Consider the following 17,529-nt stretch of genomic DNA (forward strand, 5'->3'; position numbering starts at 1 on the left):
TGGCAACCGTAGTGTCAGACGGCCTGACCCGTCATGACATGAACCAGGGGGGTCTGTTGCCCCCCTTAGCGCGAACTCAACGCTTCTGCTGTTTCGCTCGCATGATGTTGATGATCTCGATATCGGTATCCAGCATCCCCTTTTTGGAGAGGCGGCCCAGATTGGCGATGGTCTCGTCCACGTCATCGGAGACGATCCCTTCGCTTTGGGGCACATGCAGGTTGTTGATGGCCATCAGCGAGGACTTCACCGCCGCCGAGGTGGAGGTGGAGACCTTCATGGAGCAGGCGCTGCCCGCGCCATCGCAGATGATGCCGGAGACATCGCCAATCATGTTGTTGATGCAGTGGCTGATCTGTTGATACTGACCGCCCAGCAGCCAGGTGATGGCCGCACCGGAGCCCATGGCGGCGGTACTGGCGGCGCAAAGAGCCGATAGCTTGTTCTGATAGGTCTTGATGTAGATGGCCACCAGATGGCTCATCACCAGTGCCCGGGTCAGCTGCTCGTCGCTTGCCTTGAGGAAGCGGGCGGCAGCGACCACTGGCATGGTGGCAGCAATCCCCTGATTGCCCGAGCCAGAGTTGGACATGGCGGGCAGCATGGCGCCATCCATCCGTGCATCGGAAGCGGCGGAGGAGAGGCGCATCGCCAGGGTCATCAGATCGTCGGAGAGCAGCTTGCGCTCTACCTGTTCGGTGAGGATCTTGCCGATCTGCAGGCCGTAACCGTGCAGCCCTTCATCTGCCAGCGCCTGATTCATGGTGGCTGCCGCCTTGATGAAGTCGATCTCGGCCAGCGGCACTTCAAGGGCAAACTCCACGATCTGTTGCAAGGTCATGGTCGGCTTGGCGGATTTGGCGGGCTGGATCTGCACCCCGGGCGCGCTGTCTTGCTCCATCAGCACCTCGCCATCCTTTTCCATCAGAATGATGCGGGTGTGGTCGGTACAGATCACCACCCGGGCGCTGTGGCCTTCGACCTCGGCCAGCACCTCGGCATAGAGCACGTCCGGCACATCTTTCACATCCACCGCAATGCAGGGCAACAGCAGTTTGGCCGCTTCCACCTGTTCTGGCGTCAAGGTGTTGAGCACCTCCAGCCCGGCATCGGGGTTGCCGCCGGTGATACCGACTGCCGCCGCCACCGGCAGGCCGATCATGCCGGTGCCCGGCACCCCGACGCCCATGCCGTTCTTGAACAGGTTGCCACTGACCCAGACGCTGATGCGAGTCGGGGTCTCCCCCAGCAGCTTGCGACAATTAGCCGCCGCCAGCGCGACCGACATCGGCTCGGTACAGCCCAGGGCCGGTACCACTTCCCGCTTGAGCAGGGTAATAAAGTCGGTCCATTGTGCTTTCATTGCGGTGTTTCTCATGTTCATGGCGCCCGCAGGCCGTTATGGCTTGTTCAGGTCCGCCTTGTGATTGCGGATGTGCAAATAGACGGTATGACGGGAGATGCCGAGCATCCGGGCGACCAGCTGGGCCGCCTCCTTGATCTCGAAGATCCCCATGTCGTAGAGCCGGGTCACTATCTCCTTATTGCGCACCGTGCTGGCGAGTGAACTGTCCTGATCCACCTTCTCAATCACCTGGGTCACCAGATCGTCCACCGAGCTGGCAAAGGTTTCGTTATTGAGCTGCGCCGGTGCGGCAGGCTGCACAAAGGTATCGAGCAGGCTACCGAGGGAGGTATTCAGACTGAAGTTCACACAGAGCATGCCGATAGGCTTGCCCAACCGGTTGCTGATGGTGATGGAGGAGGACTTCATCAACGCTCCCTCGCGGGTGCGGCTGAAGTAGCTGCTCCACTGGCTACCGGCCTCTCCTTGCAAGCGGTTGAGGGCAAAGTCAGTGACGGGGGCCCCCGCGCCACGGCCAGTGACATGGCCGTTGGCAATCTTGATGACTGAGGCATCCAGATTATCGAAGGCATGCAGCACGACCTCGCAGCCGGTACCAAACAGGGCTGCCAACGCCTCGACGGCCGGTTCGAAACTGGCGATCAGATGGCGCTCTTCATCGGTTAACGCATTGATGTGGTCAGTGGTGGCTGCTGTGGACATATATGAGTAACGTTGAGTAAACCGCAGTTGATTCTACTATCAACAAGATCAACTAATGTTGAGCGGCATCCCCTTTTTGCACGTCATTATGCCCGCCTTTTAACAAAGTGCGAAAAATTGTGAAGCCACGCACAGACGCTGTGGTCAATCAGAGGTGATAGCGAGCCAGCAGCTCTTGATAGGCGGGGGTCTGCTTGAACCGTTTGAGTGCTTCCGAGAAGCGGATAGCCAGCTGATCGTGGCCGGGCTTGTGGGTAAATGCGAGGAAGTTGCGGTCATCATCGGTCAGTGGGAACAGGTGATGGCGCACCTGATCCTGCAGTCCCTGGGTGTGCAGCAGATAGCGCCCGACCCGCTCGTTGAGTACCACCCCATCCAGTCGGCCGGCCATCATCAGATGCAGCTGTTTGACGGCATTCCCCTCACCGGTCATCGGCATCCGGATCACTCCGGGATCGGTCAGAAATGCCTTGCTGTAGGCGTAGTCAGCTTGAGTGCCGATCCTCAGCCCTTGCAGGTCGGAGATCCGGGCTAACTGCACTGGACGAGCAGCAGGATAGAAGAGTACCTCACCGCTTTGGGAGAGCGGCTCTTCGGGATAGTGGAGCCAGCTTTGACGGGTCTCGACATAGAATATATCGAGTACCGCATCCCCTTCCTTCAACTGCGCCTGCTTCACGGCTCGTTTCCAGGGCAGTACCTTCACCTTGGTGTCATAGCCCAGCTGGCGCAGTACGGTGCGGGCCAGATCGAGATCGGCGCCCACCGGCTCACCCCTGTCATCCAGCATCATATAGGGGGGCCATACCTCTGCCAGCAGTGTCAGTGTCGGTGGCTCATCTGCCCGAGCTCCACTGGCCAAACACCCAGATAGGATTACCCCGCAATAGAGCCATACCCGTTGCCACGTTTTTCGCCAATACCGCTGCCACACCATGGGACTATCTCCATATCAATATGATTTGAGCATATACAAAGCCCGGCAATAGACAGGACAAAAAGGCGGCGAGTGCTTGTTTGCTTGTCGCGGCACCGGCAAAGCTGGCTTACTACGGCAGATTCAGATTGGCGCAGGATTCGAGCACCAGTTTTCTGCATAAAAAAACGGCAATCCGAAGATTGCCGGGAGGAATGTAGTGACGCGACCTGGCGTGGGTTGAGCGGGTCGCGGGGGCAAGCCCCGATTTCGCCGCGGGCCATCAGGGATGACCACACGGCTTACAGCATGTCCGGACTGCGCTCGTTCAGTCCGCACCGCCACACACCTTCAGGGCTGACCCGCGCGCTATGGCGTGCAGGCCAGACCCGTTGAATTATTTACAGCATGCCCGGCACGGCGGCCTTCATCTCAGCTGGCCAGACACAGACCTGTGCCTGTTTGTCGATATGCTCCTTTACGAGAAAACCGGCTTACAACATGCCCGGGATAGCGGCCTTCATCTCTGATGGCCACACACCGACCTGAACCTGCCCGATATGCTCTTTTTGCAGTAGCAGCATGGCCAGACGGGATTGGCCAATGCCGCCGCCGATGGTTTGCGGCATCCGTGCGGCCAGCAGATCCTGATGCCAGTCGTACTGCAGGCGATCCTCGTCGCCGGTGATGGCGAGCTGGCGGCGCAGGGCCTCGGCGTCGACCCGGATCCCCATGGAGGAGATCTCGAAGCTGTCTTGCAGCACCGGGTTCCACACCAGAATGTCACCGTTCAGACCCGCCAGACCCAGCTCGCTGTGGCTGCTCCAGTCGTCATAGTCCGGGGCGCGCACATCGTGGCGTTCACCGTGGGAGAGGGCGCCACCGATACCGATCAGGAACACGGCTCCCAGCTCTTTGGCGATGGCGCGCTCGCGCCCCTTGGCATCGAGATCCGGGTAACGGGTCAGCAGCTCTTCGCTGTGCAGGAACTGGATCTCGGTCGGCAGGAAGGGGGTCAGCTCATGCTCGGCACAGACCGCGCGCTCGGTGGCCTTGATGGCGGCCCAGATGCCGCGCACGGTTTCCTGCAGATAGGCCAGATCGCGGCGCTCGCTCGGCATTACTTTCTCCCAGTCCCACTGATCCACGTAGACGGAGTGGATGGGGGTGAGCTTGTCTTCATCCGGACGCAGCGCCTTCATGTGGGTGTAGATCCCTTCACCCGGGCCGAACCCGAAGCGACCCAGAGTCTGGCGCTTCCATTTGGCCAGTGAATGCACCACTTCGTAGCTGTGCTCTGGCAGGGTCTTCACTTTGACCTGCACTGCATTCTCGTGGCCAGAGAGGTTGTCCTGAGTGCCATCACCCACCCGGCTCAGAATGGGGGCTTGCACCTCCATCAGGCCCAGTTGTTGGGCGAGTTGGCGAGAGAACATCTCTTTGACGAAGCTGATCTGCTGTTGGCTGCGAATGTAGTGCTGTTTCATGCTGAATTCCTGTTTCAAACCCCGTTGGATGTGGTGATTCTTCAACGGAATGACTACTAAATTCAATATTCGATAATAGAAATAGGCTTTGTGTGTTTTTTTCTTCAAAATAAGCCGTTATTTAATGAGGTATCGTCAACGGGAGTGCAAAAAAATGCCGGAAAATTACCGGATCGATAATCTCGATCAGGCCATCCTCACCGCTCTGATGGAAAATGCGCGGATCCCTTACGCCGAACTGGCGAAACAACTGGCGGTCAGCCCGGGCACCATCCATGTGCGGGTGGAGAAGATGAAACAGGCGGGGATCATCGAGGGGACGCGGGTGCAGGTGAACGCGAAGAAGTTGGGTTACGACGTCTGCTGCTTTATCGGGATCAATCTGAAGAGCGCCAAGGATTACCCCTCGGCACTGGCCAAGCTGCAGGCGCTGGACGAGGTAGTGGAGGCTTACTACACCACGGGTCACTACAGCATCTTCATGAAGGTGATGACCCGCTCCATCGATGAACTGCAGATTGTGTTGATCAACAAGATCCAGACCATCGACGAGATCCAGTCCACTGAAACGTTAATTTCGTTGCAGAACCCGATCTTGCGGGACGTGAAACCTTGAGTCGGGTTGTATAAGGGGGCGGGCGTAGAGATCCAGCTCCCGTGCGAAACCCAATCCTGCGGGATGTGCAGCCCTGAGCGGCTAATCAGGGTTCGATATAGGGGATGGCGTACTGGTCGTAGAGCGCCTTGAGGCTGCCGTTGCGCTTCATGCGCAGCAGCTCGACATCGTAGGCGGCCATCTGGGCGGGCGTATTCTCGTCGGCCTTGGCGCGGGTCCAGGTGTTGAAGTAGGGGCTGCTCTTGAGCGGCTTGGGCAGGTAATCGACCTTGCCGGTCAGCCCCTCCTCCTTGATCTGGGTGAAGGCGGTGACCAGCGGCATGGGCACGGTATCGATGCGTCCAGCCAGCAGTTTGCGCAGTTGCAGCCGATTCATCGGAATTTGCTGGAAGTGGTAGGTCGGATCGGCCATGGCCGCGGTGAGCTCGGGGGTATAGGAGAAATCCCTGGTAACGCCGATGCGCCAGGGTTTGAGATCGGCCAGCGTCTCGTAGTGGATCTGCAGCAGGTCGGCCTTGCGCACGAAGAAGTGCCAGCTGTGGCGAAGATGGGCCTGCTGGGGGTAGATGAGATAGCGCTCTCGTGCTGCATTGTAAGAGTGGGTTAGTACCATATCGCAGAGACCGGTTTCGGCATTGCGGGTGAGGCGAGCGCCGGAGTCGATCAGTTCTATCCGGACAGGAACCCCCAGCTTGCCGAAGATGGCGGTGACGATGTCGATATCAAGACCCTGGGGCTTCTGATCGGCATCGAGAAACTTGAGCGGGGGCTCCGTGGTGCCGCAGATCACCAGCTCTTTGGCGGGTAACCCGAGTGGAAACAGCAGCCAAAGCAGGGGGATCACACGCAAACTACGTCTCCTGAGCCCGTTTGAAGATATTCCAAGGCCTGATTCCAGTATATTGGATGGCACCTGATCCGTTAGAAGCGACTGTTTATGGCAAACCCTGAAATCGAGAGCCCGCTGGACGGGATCGACAAGTTGACCGTCTCGCTCTACCGCCTTGGCCTGAGTGCGGCCGCCCTGCTGCTGCTTTGCCGCGGTGCGGCGCTGCTGAGCGGGATGGCACTGCTCCCGTCGGCACAATGGTTGATGTCGCTGACAGTGGCAAGCGCTATCTGCGGCTTCTCGCTGCATATCTACGACAAGCGGATTCGCCTGATCCTGCAGGGATTTGGTTGGGGGGCGCTGGTGCTGGCGACGGTGGGGGCGCCGGATGCGCTGGTGCTGGGGGCTGCGTTGGCGACCCTCTCCGGGCTGGCGTTCAAGGAGCAGTTTTGCTTCGCCATTCCCGGTATCAGGCTGGTGCCCGTGCTGCTGCCGCTGTTGTGGTTGCTGGAGTGGTTGCAAGTGGAGTGGGCCGCCGCGCTGGTGGCGCTGGTCTGCGGGGCCCTGCTGACTTTGTTGGCGCTGGCAAAATGGCGGATGCCCCTGCACTTCGATATCGGTGACAAGGGGCGTTACCAGATCTAGGTCTGCTGGCACACCTTCATCTGCTGGTTGAGGGCCTGCATCACTTGACGGCGGCTGATGATGCCGACCACCTTGCCCTGTTGCAGCACCGGGTAGATCTTGGGCTTGGCATCGGCCATCTGGCGGGCCAGCTCCAGAATGCTGTCATCCGGCCCGACCGAGAGGGGCGTGCGGTTCATCATCTCTTCCACCCGGGTGCGGGTATCGCAGTGGTAGCTGCCGGTGAGCAGGCTGGGAATGCAGTCTTGTTCGGAAAGAAAGCCGATCAGCCGTTTCTGCTCATCCAGCACCGGCAGGCCGCCAAGACCCGATTGATGCAGGCGATCCAGCGCCTCGGCCAGGCCGAGTCCGGCCGTGAGGGAGTGGGTCAGGCGACCCATGTGATGGTGCACTTTCAGCATGGTGGTAACTCCGCAAGGGGGGGATGCCGCCACTATGACGCGGCTGGGTGGCCCGCGACCAATGGCTTATGCCACAGGGATTGATAGGCACCGGACATCGGCGGTGATCCGCTGGCAGGCGGGCTTCGTTCATGCAAGACCATGAAAGGGAAAGGAGATTCTATGCGTGCATTGGTAACGGGCTGTGGCCGTCGACTCGGCTTTTATCTCTGTGAACAGCTGGTGGCAGCGGGCTGGCAGGTGACTGGCAGTTATCGCAGCGAGCGGCCGGAGTTGGCCACGCTGGCGGCGCTGGGGGTTGAGCTGGTGCAGGCGGATTTTGCCTGCGAGGCGGAGGTCGGCAAGCTGATCGACGTGCTGGCGGCCCATCAGGATCTGGCGCTAGTGATCCACAACGCCTCGGCCTTCGAGCCGCAGGCGGCCGATCCGGCGGCGCAACTGGCCCAGTTCGAGCAGTTCTACCGGGTGCACATGGCGGCCCCCTTCCAGCTTAACCGGGCGCTGGCCCCTCAGCTGGCAAGCAATCCCAACGCCAGCATCATTCACATCACCGATATCTATATCCATGCCCCGGCTCCCCGTTTTGCCAGCTATGTGGCGACCAAGGCGGGGGCCCATTCGCTGGCCATGAGCTTTGCCCGCGAGCTGGCGCCCACGGTGCGGGTCAACACCATAGAGCCGGGGCCGATCCTGTTTCTCGACGAGCATGGTGAAGAGTGGCGCCAGCAGGTGTTGGCGAAAACACCGCTGGCGCGGGAGGGGGGGCTGGAGCCCATCTGGCAGGCGGTGCAGCTACTGGTGGGGAACAGTTATATGACGGGAGCCAGCATCAAGGTGGATGGCGGGCGCGCGCTGGCCACCCTCTGAAGGCTCGCCGAGCACCAGCGGCCCCAGCCCGACCTGCCGGGTCAGCAGGCCCTTGCCGGGCTTGAGCTTGCCCGACGGGCCGGGGATTGCCACCTGCAGCGCTACCTTGGGGTCATGCACCTCGCCATGGCCGTAGAGCTCGGCCAGCAGCTCCGCCAGATAGGAATCGACCTCTGCCGTGGCAAAGTCACCGTCTGTGCTGCTGGCTAGAATATCGATGTCGAGCGGCCGATCGTGCACCTTGCAGAGCGGATCGCTGCGATCCCGGCCATGGGCTATTTCGAGGGCCACAAATATCTGCTTGAGGCTGGCAGGGTCGAGTCCGCTCTCCACGATCACCAGGCAGTTGAGAAAGTGGTTGCGCGATTGCATTCCCACCGGTTCGGTGCGGATCACCGAGCTCAGCTGCAGTGGGCCGAAACGGGCAAGCAGCTCGCCCAGTACGGTGCTGACGTGGGTGTTGGGATCAAGATTGGAACCTATGCTACACAGATAAAACATGCTCACCTTCCTCAGATTGGGCTCATCTGAAATGTATACGCAGCTCACGGTTATCGGATTAACTATGGCGTAACATTATCTTATCGATTGTGATCTGGCTCTGATTGGCAGAATAAGGAGGTTGGCATGAGTGTTGAGCTGAAATGGGCGCTGTTGACCGCATCAGGGGCGCTGGCGATGATCCTGATTATCTGTCTGGCATCCGTCGGATTGGCGTGAACCTAGTGGTTTCAGATAACCTGAACCGGCCTGTTGGCCGGTTTTGTTTTTTGGGGCGCTGCGGCTATGCTGGCGCACCGGTGAGAATGCAAGAGAAGAGATAATGACCAAGGTTCGCCCACGCTCCCTGCTGCAGGTGGTATTGATGGGATTCGTGTTGGTATTGATGCCGCTGGGCGGCATGATTTGGCACAATAGCACTGCCCTTGCCAACCTCAGCCAGCTCACCAGCGACGAGATGGAGCGGGCGGTCAAGGATACCCGCCGCGCCACCTTGCTTACCGCACAAGCCATCGACATTGAACGTACCCTGCGCCGCTTTGCGGTGCTGGGCGATCGCCGCAGTCTCACCAATTATCAGCAGCAACTTGATGGCTATCGGGTGTTGCTGGCAGAACATCGCAACTCCATCTCTGACGGTCAGCTCTACAGCGGGCTCGATCAGGGGCTTGCCTGGTTCGACACCTTGCAGGATGCCGCGTTGGCCCGGGTGGCGGTAGCGGGCGACAAGCTCGAGCAGTTCAACGATGCCAACAAGCAGCTTGAAATGGTCACCCGCAGCCGGGTTGATGAACACATGGATTGGGTGCAAGTGACCATCAACGGGCTGACCAGAGAGCTGTGGTGGGTGAGCGGTTTTGTGGCGGTGATCAGCCTGCTGCTGGTCTTTATCTTCACCTACCTCATCATCCACCCGGTACGACAGATTGAGTCGCGCATTTTGAGCCTGGGGGCCGGGGTCGAGCCCGATCCTGACCCGGTTGATGGCCCCGCCGAACTGGTGGTGCTGGGGCAGCGGATCCTCTGGTTGCACGACAAACTCAAGGCGCTGGAGCTGCAGAAGTACCAGTTCCTGCGCCATGTTTCTCACGAGCTCAAGACCCCGCTGGCGGTGCTGCGGGAGGGGTCGGATCTGCTCTGCGAGCAGCTGGTCGGGCCTTTGACGCCGGATCAGCTGGAGATCTGCCAGATGCTCGATGAGAACAGTCGCCGTCTGCAGACCCTGATCGAGCGGCTGCTCGACTTCAACCGGCTCAGCCAGCAGGAGGCGTTCGAACTGGAGCCCGTCCCCCTGCTGAAGATGTTGTCGGAGCTTTCTGCAGAATACCGGCTGGCATTGGAGTCCAAGCAGATCTGTGTACACTTGCCGACCAGCGCAGTGACGCTGTTGGCAGAGCCCTATCGGCTGCGACTGATCCTCGATAACCTCTTCTCCAATGCGGTCAGTTACGGCGCCAGCGAGGGTAATATCTGGATCAGGGTTGGGCAGGATGCACAGATGAGCTGGCTGGAAGTGGCCAACGAGGGGCCAAAGATCCCCGAGGCTGAACAGCAACGAATTTTTGAACCCTTCGAGCAGGGCAGTACAGTGCGGCAAGGGGTTTTGAAAGGCTCAGGCATGGGCCTCTCCATCGCCCGCGAGTCTGCCCATAGTCTGGGGGGGGAACTGGTTCTGGTACAGGATGAGCAGGCAGATGTCTGCTTCAGGTTGACGTTGAAATGAGGTCTATGAAGATACAACGGGTATTTCCAGCCCTGATGGCAGGACTGCTTGCGGGTTGCACCTTGCTGCCGCAACAGGAGCCACGGGATTCCTCCGATATCGCTTTTGCCAAGCGCATGGAGTTTGCCAACAAAGAGATGCAGGTACGCCTGCAATACTCCGACTGGCTGCTGGCCAGCCACCCCCAGCAGCGGGTGCAGGAGCGTCAGCGGCTCAAAGGTGCCGACGATCTGGAGAGTCGGGTCAGTTTGGCGATGGTCGATTCCCATCCCGCCGAATCGGTGGCCAATCGCACCGCGGGTCTGGCCCGCTTGAAGAAGATGCTGCCCGAGCTGGGTCTCGACGCGCAGGCTTTTTTGCGCAGCTGGATCGCCCTTGGCGAGCAGTTGCTGGTGCGTGATAGCCGTCGGGATGATCAGCGGCAGGAGGTCCAGCGACTGCGTCGTCAGATCGAACAGCTGACCGCCATCGACGATCAGCTCAACCAGCGCAAGTTGAACGAGAGCCGTGAGGTCATTCCATGAGTCGGATCTTGTTGGTGGATGACGATGTCAGTCTGCTCAAACTGATGAGTTTGCGACTGCGCAGTCAGGGTTATGAAGTGGATACCGCCGACAGTGCGGAAGGGGCGCTCGACCGGCTGCGTCAGCAACGGGCCGATCTGGTGCTGAGCGACTTGCGGATGGCCGGTATGGACGGGCTGGCGCTGTTCGAGCGGATCCAGGCCCAGTGGCTGGGGTTGCCGGTGATCATCATGACCGCCCACGGCACCATTCCCGATGCCATTCAGGCAACCCGCTCCGGGGTCTTCAGCTTTTTGACCAAACCCATCAACAAGGATGAGTTGTTCTCCACCATTGAGCACGCCCTGAGCCTGACGCGCCCCAAACAGCAGCAGGAGTGGCAGTCGCTGATCCTGACTCGCAATCCCCAGCTGGAACAGCTGCTGATCCAGGCCCACAGCATTGCCACCATGGAGGTGCCGGTGCTGATCATGGGGCCATCCGGTTCCGGCAAGGGAGCCATGGCGCAGGCACTGCACCAGGCCAGTCATCGCCGCAACCAGCCGATCTATTCCATCAACTGTGCAGCCATTCCGTGGGCCTCACTCGACTTGCAGCTGTTTGGTGAAGATGGTCAATCCGGCCTGTTCGAGCAGGCCAAGGGGGCGACCCTGTTTCTCGACGAGATCGGCAGCCTCTCCGAATCCTTGCAGGCCAAATTACTGCAGGTGATGGAGGAGTACGGTCAGGGCACGCCTGAGGTGCGGGTGCTCAGCTCCAGCCATCAGGATCTGGTCAAGGCGATGGAGGAGGGGCGCTTTCGGGAAGATCTCTTCTACCGCCTCAACGTCGCCAATATCACCTTGCCGTCCCTCAGTGCCCGCAGTGAGGATATTCCCCTGCTGGCTCGTCAGGCCCTCGATGATTACCGCAGCCGCCACAGCGACTGCGCGGCCATGGGTTTCTCACCGGAGTCGCTGGCGATGCTGGCTGCCGCAGTCTGGCCCGGCAATGTGCGTCAGCTCTGTCATCTGGTGGATCAGCTCGCCAGCCTCTGCTGCAGTCCGGTGATCGGCGTCTCCATGGTGGAGTCAGCCCTGAGTGGCGGTGGCGGCGGCATCCTCTCGTTCAACGAGGCGCGGGCCGAGTTCGAGAAGGAGTATCTGATCCGCCTGCTGCGCACCACCGAGGGCAACGTGACCCTGGCGGCCAATATGGCGGGCAGAAACCGTACCGATTTTTACAAGCTATTGAATCGGCACGCAATTGAGGCGGTAAACTTCAAGTCGAAGGGATAACTCAGGCGGGATCAATCACCGCCGGAGCGGCATCGGCTTTCCGGGTTTTATGGGAGAGCCAGAGGCCGCTCGCCTTCATCTGGTAACCGAACAAGGCACCGATGATGAGAGACGGCAGGATCAGCCGCCACTCGCCAGCCGCCCCGAAGGTGGCGCAGCAACCGGCAAAGGTGCCGGGAATGTAGCCGAGCCACTGCTGCTTGGCCTGCACACACATCAGGGTTGCGACCACACCTGTCATCACATAACCCGCCACGCCCGCCCCCCACAGGCTGTCACCATGGATCAGCAACAGTGCCCACAACATGCCGCTGGTGTTGCAGAAGATGGTCTGCAGCAGCGCCTTGTAGCCACCGCTGGAGGCGAAATAGCTGGTGCAGCCGAGAAAGCCGACCCAGGAGATAAGGCCGAACGCGACGGCAATCCAGCCCCAGATGGCGGAGAGAATTCCAGTGGTGATGGCGATGGCGATCAGTGGGCTCATGGGGCGACTCTTCAGTTGGCTTCGCAAAAGGGGCAGCCTACCTGCGGCAATCCGGGCGGCAAGCGGGGGGCGAATTGTGTGTGATCTTCATCACCCTTTTCAACTCGGGAATACGCTTGCGCTCGCGAAAAAAATTCATTGGTGACCGGCCAAACGGTCGACCATAGTTAGAGGCCCTGTCCTGCTCATGGAGTGAGTCTGATGGTGCCCAATGTGATCGTCCCCCTGCTGGTGTTCGTAGTCCTGTTTCTGGTCGGCACCATGGCCAAGGCACTGCCCCTGCACCACATGATGTAAATTTGTGTGAAATTAAAATCTGCCGGGGCGGGTCTTATCCATATCGCCTTACTTAGCCCCGGGAGTTTTTCATGTTGATCAAGCGTCGTGCCGCTCACCCCCTCACCGAACAGGATGTCACCCCGGAAGCCGTTTATCAGGATCGCCGCCTTATTCTCAAGGGGCTGGGTCTGGGCGCTGCCACTCTGGCCTTTCCCACTCAGGCCGGTGTGCTCGATCTGCTGCGCGGTAAAGAGGATGCCCCCCGGTTAGCCACCAAGCCGCTCAACAGCAAACCCGCCGAGCGGCCAGTCAATCTGGTGCTGACACCGGAAGAGAAGGCCACCAGTTACAACAACTTCTATGAGCTCGGCACCGACAAGTCCGACCCGGCTCGCAACGCCCACTACCTCAAACCCGAACCCTGGACCCTCAAGGTGGAGGGGGAGGTGGCCAAGCCCTTTACCCTCGATGTGTGGGATCTGATCAACAAGAGCGAGCTGGAGGAGCGGATCTACCGGCTGCGCTGCGTCGAGGCCTGGTCCATGGTATTGCCCTGGAACGGTATCTCGCTGGCAGAGATCATCCGCCGTGCTGAGCCCACCAGTCGCGCCAAGTTTGTTGCCTTCGAGACCCTGTTTGATCCGAAACAGCTGCCGGGGCAGGCCTCCAGTCTGGGGGGCGGTATCGAGTATCCCTATGTGGAGGGGCTGCGCATCGACGAGGCTATGCACCCTCTCTCTTTCCTTGCGATGGGGCTCTATGGCAAGACTCTGCCAGCCCAGAATGGCGCGCCGATCCGCTTGGTAGTGCCGTGGAAGTATGGCTTCAAGAGCATCAAGAGCATCGTCTCGATCCGGCTGGTGGAGGAGATGCCCCCCACCACCTGGAACCTGCTGGCTCCCAACGAATATGGCTTCTACGCCAACGTCAATCCGCAGGTGGATCACCCGCGCTGGAGTCAGGCCAGCGAGCGCTTTATCGGCGAGGGCGGAGTGTTTGGCGCCAAGCGCCAGCCGACCCTGATGTTCAATGGTTATGGCGATGAAGTCGCCTCACTCTATCAGGGGATGGATCTGCGCCAATGGTACTGAGATTGAAACCGGCCCATATCAGCGGCTTGCGGGCGTTGGTGCATCTGGGCTCCCTCGGCTTTCTGCTCTGGCTGGGGTTTGCCATTCCGGCAGGCCTGTTGGGGGGCGATCCGGTGCCCGAGCTTATCCACTACCTCGGCAAGGGGGCGCTCAACCTGCTGCTGCTCACCCTGCTGGTGTCGCCGCTGGCCAAGCGCTGGCGGCAGGGGCAGCTTATCAAGCTGCGCCGCCCCCTCGGGCTCTGGTGTTTTGCCTGGGCGCTGCTCCACTTCATGGCGTGGCTGGGGCTGGATCTGCAGTTTGACTGGGGCCTGATTGGCGGCGAGCTGGTCAAGCGCAGCTACATAGTGGTGGGGATGGTGGCATTGCTGCTGCTGGCCGCCCTCAGCATCACCTCGCTGCCCGCATTGCAGCGCAGAATGGGCGCCGTGTGGCAGAAGCTGCACAACTGGGTCTATGCCATCGCCCTGCTGGTGCCGGTGCACTACTGGTGGTCGCTCAAGAGCGGTTGGGGGGAGCCACTCATCTACCTGCTGCTGGCCTGCGCCCTGCTGTGGCCGAGGAGAGATAAGCTGCTGCGCCCTTGGCGGGGGCGCTGGAATGCAAAAGAGGCCTAATCGGCCTCTTGTTGTTTGATCTCGCCGGTGTAGGCATCGATGATGAGATGCACCTTCTGATCCTGGCGATTGAGGGTTTTGACCTCGAATTTGTCCCCTTCCAGCTCCACTTCCCGAATGTCGTGATACCCTTGCGCCAGCAGGAGTTTGACCAGCCCGGCCATGTCGAGACGGCTCTGTGCCGCCCAGCTTGTGGCACTCAACAGACAAAGGATCAGCAGGAAACTGCGCGGGATCATATTCATTCCGGATTCATGGCTGGCAGACTATAAACGCCATTATGTTAGGTTTTTGGAGATGAATCATCCATGAATAGAGCGCTCCCTCTGCTCGGGTTATTGCTGCCGGTGCTGGCACAGGCGGTCACGCCTGATGAAGCCCAGCTGCAGCAAGCTGTCCATGAGGGACGGGTTCGGCCATTCCATGAAATGATGGAGGTGGCGGCCAGATTGCCGGTGCGGGTGTTGCGGGTAGATCTGGGGGAAGAGGATGGTATCTGGCTCTATGAACTACGAGTTATCGACCGGGCAAATAGCGTGATCAAGGTGGCCTATCGGGCCGATAACCTTGAGCTGGTGTGGGCCAAGGGCCACCATCTGGAGCGGCTGTTTGAGCCGCCCAAGCCATCGGTCGAGGATGATGAATAACCTCTGTTTGGAAGCCTGTTGATGCGAATTCTGATTGTTGAAGACGAAAAAACGCTGGCGGGGCAGTTGGCTGAACAGCTGCGGCTCTCCGGCTTTGTCACCGACCTTTGCCACAATGGCAACGACGCCGGTTTTCTCGGTGAGACCGAGCCCTATGATGCCATTATTCTCGATCTCGGTTTGCCGGGGCGCGATGGCCTGAGCGTGCTGAAAGAGTGGCGCAGCAAGGGTATCGACACGCCGGTGCTGGTATTGACCGCCCGTGGCCAGTTGCACGAGAAGATCGAGGGGCTCAATGCCGGCGCCGATGACTACCTGACCAAGCCGTTTCAGGTGGCCGAGCTGGTGGCGCGGGTTCAGGCGCTGGTGCGGCGGGCGGCGGGCAACGCCAGCTCCATTCTGGAGATCGGCGGGGTGCGGCTCGATATGGCGGCGTCCCAGGTGTGGTACGAAGGGACCCCCATCAAGCTGACTGCCCACGAGTTCCGGGTGCTGGGTTACCTGATGCAGCACAGGGGCAAGGTGGTGTCGCGCAGCGAGCTGATCGACCACATCTATGCCCAGGATTTTGACCGCGACTCCAACACCGTCGAGGTGTTCATCGGCCGGATCCGCAAAAAAACCAACCCCGATCTGATTGAGACAGTGCGCGGCCTCGGGTACCGGATCAACGAATGAGGCTGGTCAGAACCCTGCGGGGGCGACTGCTTGCCATCGCGCTGGTGTGGTGCGGGCTCTTTCTGTTCGCCACCGGCTTCAGTTTGCAGACCATGATGCGCAACTACTGGCAGGAGGCGGAGGCCGACGGCCTGCGTTTGCAGGTTTATGATCTGCTCGCCCGGATCGAGGTGCAGCATGATGGCTTGCCCGTGGTCACCGAGGCGATGACCGACCCTCGTTTTAACCAGCCCTACTCAGGCTACTACTGGCAGCTGGAGCTGGGCCACGATGTGGTGGGTCGCTCCCGCTCCCTGTGGGATACCAATTTGAAAACCGAGGGGCTTAAGTCCGCCTTCGGCGACCCGGATCTGTTTGTCGGCAAGGGGCCCAATCGCGAGCCCTTGCTGGTGATGACCCGTACCGTGCTGCTGCCAGGTTCCGATCGGGTGTTCACCCTGGTGATGGCCAAGGACAGCAGCGCCCTGACGCTGACCCTCAGCAAGACCCGTATCAGTCTGTTCCTTGGCCTCGGCTTTGCTGCCGCCGGTCTGGTGCTCGGCTTTATGTTCCAGATCCTCTATGGCTTGCGGCCATTACATCTGCTGCGCCGCGAGCTGGGCTATGTCCATCAGGGTCATCAGGAGGGGTTCCGGCTGCGCTACCCGCTGGAGATCCAGCCGCTGGTGGAGGATATCAACCGGCTGCTGCACCACTATAGCGAGTTGCTGCAACGGGCCCGCTCCCACACCGGCAATCTGGCCCACGCCCTCAAGACACCGCTCAGCATCATGCGTAATCAGGTGGCCCAGTTGCCGCCGGACGATCAGGCCGCCATCGGCGAACAGCTCGACCAGATCCAGCGCCACATCGATTACCACCTTGGTAAGGCGCGGGTCACCGGTGCCGCCAAGATCCTCGGGGTCTCGACGCCGGTGCGGGCGCGGGTGGAGTACATCTGCCGCGCCTTCTCCCGCCTCTATCCGGGCAAGGTGGTGGATCTGCAGGTGCCCGCCAATCTGGCGGTCGGGGTGGAGGAGCAGGACTTCGACGAGATGGTGGGTAACGTGCTGGAAAACGCCTTCAAATGGTCGGCCACTCAGCTACGCATCTCCAGCGCCGAGCTGGGGGGCTGGATCACCTTGCGCATTGAAGATGATGGCCCCGGCATGAGCGAGGATCAGATCGCCAAGGCGGTGCTGCGCGGGGTGCGGCTCGATGAGAAAGTGCCGGGCTCCGGGCTGGGTCTTAATATTGTCTCCGATCTGGCAGAAGCCTATCGGGGCAGTTTCATCATGGGCCGCGCCGAACTGGGCGGTCTGGCTGCCTCCCTCTCGTTGCCCAAGGTGGCAAGAGTCGAGAGCTAGGCATAACATATGGCATTTGTTTTAGCCTGAGGAAGAGAAGCATGACCGACGATCCGTGGGCACTGTGTCACCTTGACGATTCATTTGATGCCTCTGTGCTGGGGGTCAAGGGCGCCCAGATCCAGTGGTTTGAAGACCGGGATGGCCTGATCGCGTTCCTGCTGGAAGACTTTGTCGACCTGCTGGCCGATGTGGGCGAGCTGGAGGAAGATCAGACCGAACAGGCGCGGGAGCGCTTCACCCTGCTGGTGGAGCAGAGCTTCGACGATCGCACCCTGATGGATGCCATCAACGATCTCGCCTCCGGCCTGCGCCGCATAGCCTGGCTGGGGCCGCTCTCGGAGCTGGCCGAGATCAGCGACGAGTTTGCCTCCGGCCTGCGCCGCTACTTCTGGAGCCAGTACGACGGGGATGAAGATGACCCGGACGCCTGGGTGCCGGAAGAGCTGTGGCCGCAACTGGTGGAGTGCGCGCAGGAGTATATGGAAGAGGGGGATTTTTAAATCCATCCCGACCATGTCTGCGCTTTGGCA

General features: G+C 60.2%; 22 protein-coding genes. 13 read left to right on the top strand and 9 right to left on the bottom strand.

Annotated features, from left to right (window positions below):
• Positions 1-76: 76 nt before the first annotated feature.
• From CF137_RS12065 to asnA, 4 genes are all read right to left on the bottom strand, one after another.
• Entirely contained in the window at positions 77-1,378 is a 1,302-nt protein-coding gene (locus CF137_RS12065; protein ID WP_162511938.1) for an L-cysteine desulfidase family protein, read from the bottom strand.
• Between the two features lie 21 nt (positions 1,379-1,399).
• Positions 1,400-2,068 (bottom strand): helix-turn-helix transcriptional regulator, encoded by a 669-nt coding sequence (locus CF137_RS12070; RefSeq protein WP_139719244.1) that lies wholly within the window; start codon positions 2,066-2,068, stop codon positions 1,400-1,402.
• Positions 2,069-2,216: 148 nt separating this feature from the next.
• A complete protein-coding gene (locus tag CF137_RS12075; protein ID WP_139719246.1) occupies positions 2,217-3,005 on the bottom strand; it encodes a substrate-binding periplasmic protein in 789 nt (262 codons plus the stop codon).
• A 473-nt stretch (positions 3,006-3,478) separates the two neighbouring features.
• Positions 3,479-4,471 carry an aspartate--ammonia ligase gene (gene asnA, locus CF137_RS12080; protein ID WP_139719248.1) on the bottom strand — a complete coding sequence of 331 codons (993 nt, stop codon included), beginning with the start codon at positions 4,469-4,471 and terminating at the stop codon, positions 3,479-3,481.
• 154 nt (positions 4,472-4,625) lie between these two features.
• Between asnA and asnC the strand changes: the two genes are divergently transcribed.
• Positions 4,626-5,087 carry a transcriptional regulator AsnC gene (gene asnC / locus CF137_RS12085; protein ID WP_033135290.1) on the top strand — a complete coding sequence of 154 codons (462 nt, stop codon included), beginning with the start codon at positions 4,626-4,628 and terminating at the stop codon, positions 5,085-5,087.
• A gap of 85 nt (positions 5,088-5,172) precedes the next feature.
• Here the strand turns inward: asnC and CF137_RS12090 are convergent, their stop codons facing one another.
• Positions 5,173-5,937, bottom strand: a complete 765-nt coding sequence (locus tag CF137_RS12090) for a substrate-binding periplasmic protein (RefSeq protein ID WP_139719250.1) — start codon at positions 5,935-5,937, stop codon at positions 5,173-5,175.
• 87 nt (positions 5,938-6,024) lie between these two features.
• On the opposite strand from CF137_RS12090, the gene CF137_RS12095 reads away from it, so the two are divergent.
• Positions 6,025-6,561: a DUF2301 domain-containing membrane protein gene (locus CF137_RS12095; RefSeq protein ID WP_139719253.1), complete on the top strand. Its 537-nt coding sequence runs from the start codon at positions 6,025-6,027 to the stop codon at positions 6,559-6,561.
• On the opposite strand, the gene CF137_RS12100 is transcribed toward CF137_RS12095, so the two are convergent.
• On the bottom strand, positions 6,558-6,962 hold the full coding sequence (locus tag CF137_RS12100) for a CBS domain-containing protein (protein ID WP_139719255.1): 405 nt from the start codon (positions 6,960-6,962) through the stop codon (positions 6,558-6,560). The genes CF137_RS12095 and CF137_RS12100 overlap by 4 nt on opposite strands.
• Positions 6,963-7,124: 162 nt before the next feature.
• On the opposite strand from CF137_RS12100, the gene CF137_RS12105 reads away from it, so the two are divergent.
• Positions 7,125-7,829, top strand: a complete 705-nt coding sequence (locus tag CF137_RS12105; protein ID WP_139719258.1) for an SDR family oxidoreductase — start codon at positions 7,125-7,127, stop codon at positions 7,827-7,829.
• On the opposite strand, the gene CF137_RS12110 is transcribed toward CF137_RS12105, so the two are convergent.
• Positions 7,755-8,330 carry a 2-amino-4-hydroxy-6-hydroxymethyldihydropteridine diphosphokinase gene (locus CF137_RS12110; protein ID WP_139719260.1) on the bottom strand — a complete coding sequence of 192 codons (576 nt, stop codon included), beginning with the start codon at positions 8,328-8,330 and terminating at the stop codon, positions 7,755-7,757. The genes CF137_RS12105 and CF137_RS12110 overlap by 75 nt on opposite strands.
• Before the next feature lie 126 nt (positions 8,331-8,456).
• Between CF137_RS12110 and cydH the strand changes: the two genes are divergently transcribed.
• The 4 genes from cydH to CF137_RS12130 all read left to right on the top strand — a co-directional run bounded on the left by cydH (position 8,457) and on the right by CF137_RS12130 (position 11,854).
• Complete coding sequence (cydH, locus tag CF137_RS12115; protein ID WP_101318427.1) at positions 8,457-8,549, top strand: cytochrome bd-I oxidase subunit CydH; 93 nt, start codon at positions 8,457-8,459, stop codon at positions 8,547-8,549.
• Positions 8,550-8,652: 103 nt separating this feature from the next.
• Positions 8,653-10,053: a sensor histidine kinase gene (locus tag CF137_RS12120; RefSeq protein WP_139719262.1), complete on the top strand. Its 1,401-nt coding sequence runs from the start codon at positions 8,653-8,655 to the stop codon at positions 10,051-10,053.
• Complete coding sequence (locus CF137_RS12125) at positions 10,050-10,577, top strand: hypothetical protein (RefSeq protein WP_414731102.1); 528 nt, start codon at positions 10,050-10,052, stop codon at positions 10,575-10,577. The genes CF137_RS12120 and CF137_RS12125 overlap by 4 nt, the downstream gene beginning before the upstream one ends.
• Positions 10,574-11,854, top strand: a complete 1,281-nt coding sequence (locus CF137_RS12130) for a sigma 54-interacting transcriptional regulator (protein WP_139719264.1) — start codon at positions 10,574-10,576, stop codon at positions 11,852-11,854. Before CF137_RS12125 ends, CF137_RS12130 begins: the two co-directional genes overlap by 4 nt.
• A 1-nt stretch (position 11,855) precedes the next feature.
• Here CF137_RS12130 and CF137_RS12135 read toward each other — a convergent pair whose 3' ends face one another.
• Positions 11,856-12,338, bottom strand: a complete 483-nt coding sequence (locus CF137_RS12135; RefSeq protein ID WP_139719266.1) for a DUF1097 domain-containing protein — start codon at positions 12,336-12,338, stop codon at positions 11,856-11,858.
• A 368-nt stretch (positions 12,339-12,706) separates the two neighbouring features.
• Between CF137_RS12135 and msrP the strand changes: the two genes are divergently transcribed.
• Positions 12,707-13,708, top strand: a complete 1,002-nt coding sequence (gene msrP / locus CF137_RS12145; protein ID WP_139719268.1) for a protein-methionine-sulfoxide reductase catalytic subunit MsrP — start codon at positions 12,707-12,709, stop codon at positions 13,706-13,708.
• On the top strand, positions 13,699-14,325 hold the full coding sequence (gene msrQ / locus CF137_RS12150) for a protein-methionine-sulfoxide reductase heme-binding subunit MsrQ (protein ID WP_139719270.1): 627 nt from the start codon (positions 13,699-13,701) through the stop codon (positions 14,323-14,325). The genes msrP and msrQ overlap by 10 nt, the downstream gene beginning before the upstream one ends.
• Here msrQ and CF137_RS12155 read toward each other — a convergent pair.
• Positions 14,322-14,570, bottom strand: coding sequence for a PepSY domain-containing protein (locus CF137_RS12155; protein WP_101318417.1), 249 nt, complete (start codon positions 14,568-14,570; stop codon positions 14,322-14,324). The genes msrQ and CF137_RS12155 overlap by 4 nt on opposite strands.
• 63 nt (positions 14,571-14,633) lie before the next feature.
• On the opposite strand from CF137_RS12155, the gene CF137_RS12160 reads away from it, so the two are divergent.
• The 4 genes from CF137_RS12160 to CF137_RS12175 are packed head-to-tail and all read left to right on the top strand — an operon-like array spanning position 14,634 to position 17,499.
• A complete protein-coding gene (locus tag CF137_RS12160; RefSeq protein ID WP_101318415.1) occupies positions 14,634-14,972 on the top strand; it encodes a PepSY domain-containing protein in 339 nt (112 codons plus the stop codon).
• Between the two features lie 21 nt (positions 14,973-14,993).
• Entirely contained in the window at positions 14,994-15,650 is a 657-nt protein-coding gene (locus tag CF137_RS12165; protein ID WP_139719272.1) for an AHA_4052 family stress response regulator transcription factor, read from the top strand.
• On the top strand, positions 15,647-16,996 hold the full coding sequence (locus tag CF137_RS12170) for a sensor histidine kinase (protein ID WP_139719274.1): 1,350 nt from the start codon (positions 15,647-15,649) through the stop codon (positions 16,994-16,996). Before CF137_RS12165 ends, CF137_RS12170 begins: the two co-directional genes overlap by 4 nt.
• Positions 16,997-17,037: 41 nt before the next feature.
• The gene (locus CF137_RS12175) at positions 17,038-17,499 is read left to right on the top strand and encodes a hypothetical protein (protein WP_033135304.1); all 462 of its coding nucleotides are present in this window, start codon (positions 17,038-17,040) and stop codon (positions 17,497-17,499) included.
• Positions 17,500-17,529: the final 30 nt, after the last annotated feature.

The sequence above is a fragment of the Aeromonas sobria genome (assembly GCF_006243315.1).
GTDB lineage: Bacteria > Pseudomonadota > Gammaproteobacteria > Enterobacterales > Aeromonadaceae > Aeromonas > Aeromonas sobria_A.

Bases quoted from the DNA above. Each gene is read 5' to 3' on its own strand.
- CF137_RS12065 (WP_162511938.1), bottom strand. From the start codon at position 1,378: ATGAGAAACACCGCAATGAAAGCACAATGGACCGACTTTATTACCCTG.
- CF137_RS12070 (WP_139719244.1), bottom strand. From the start codon at position 2,068: ATGTCCACAGCAGCCACCACTGACCACATCAATGCGTTAACCGATGAA.
- CF137_RS12075 (WP_139719246.1), bottom strand. From the start codon at position 3,005: ATGGTGTGGCAGCGGTATTGGCGAAAAACGTGGCAACGGGTATGGCTC.
- asnA (WP_139719248.1), bottom strand. From the start codon at position 4,471: ATGAAACAGCACTACATTCGCAGCCAACAGCAGATCAGCTTCGTCAAA.
- asnC (WP_033135290.1), top strand. From the start codon at position 4,626: ATGCCGGAAAATTACCGGATCGATAATCTCGATCAGGCCATCCTCACC.
- CF137_RS12095 (WP_139719253.1), top strand. From the start codon at position 6,025: ATGGCAAACCCTGAAATCGAGAGCCCGCTGGACGGGATCGACAAGTTG.
- CF137_RS12100 (WP_139719255.1), bottom strand. From the start codon at position 6,962: ATGCTGAAAGTGCACCATCACATGGGTCGCCTGACCCACTCCCTCACG.
- CF137_RS12105 (WP_139719258.1), top strand. From the start codon at position 7,125: ATGCGTGCATTGGTAACGGGCTGTGGCCGTCGACTCGGCTTTTATCTC.
- CF137_RS12110 (WP_139719260.1), bottom strand. From the start codon at position 8,330: ATGTTTTATCTGTGTAGCATAGGTTCCAATCTTGATCCCAACACCCAC.
- cydH (WP_101318427.1), top strand. From the start codon at position 8,457: ATGAGTGTTGAGCTGAAATGGGCGCTGTTGACCGCATCAGGGGCGCTG.
- CF137_RS12120 (WP_139719262.1), top strand. From the start codon at position 8,653: ATGACCAAGGTTCGCCCACGCTCCCTGCTGCAGGTGGTATTGATGGGA.
- CF137_RS12125 (WP_414731102.1), top strand. From the start codon at position 10,050: ATGAGGTCTATGAAGATACAACGGGTATTTCCAGCCCTGATGGCAGGA.
- CF137_RS12130 (WP_139719264.1), top strand. From the start codon at position 10,574: ATGAGTCGGATCTTGTTGGTGGATGACGATGTCAGTCTGCTCAAACTG.
- CF137_RS12135 (WP_139719266.1), bottom strand. From the start codon at position 12,338: ATGAGCCCACTGATCGCCATCGCCATCACCACTGGAATTCTCTCCGCC.
- msrP (WP_139719268.1), top strand. From the start codon at position 12,707: ATGTTGATCAAGCGTCGTGCCGCTCACCCCCTCACCGAACAGGATGTC.
- msrQ (WP_139719270.1), top strand. From the start codon at position 13,699: ATGGTACTGAGATTGAAACCGGCCCATATCAGCGGCTTGCGGGCGTTG.
- CF137_RS12155 (WP_101318417.1), bottom strand. From the start codon at position 14,570: ATGAATATGATCCCGCGCAGTTTCCTGCTGATCCTTTGTCTGTTGAGT.
- CF137_RS12160 (WP_101318415.1), top strand. From the start codon at position 14,634: ATGAATAGAGCGCTCCCTCTGCTCGGGTTATTGCTGCCGGTGCTGGCA.
- CF137_RS12165 (WP_139719272.1), top strand. From the start codon at position 14,994: ATGCGAATTCTGATTGTTGAAGACGAAAAAACGCTGGCGGGGCAGTTG.
- CF137_RS12170 (WP_139719274.1), top strand. From the start codon at position 15,647: ATGAGGCTGGTCAGAACCCTGCGGGGGCGACTGCTTGCCATCGCGCTG.
- CF137_RS12175 (WP_033135304.1), top strand. From the start codon at position 17,038: ATGACCGACGATCCGTGGGCACTGTGTCACCTTGACGATTCATTTGAT.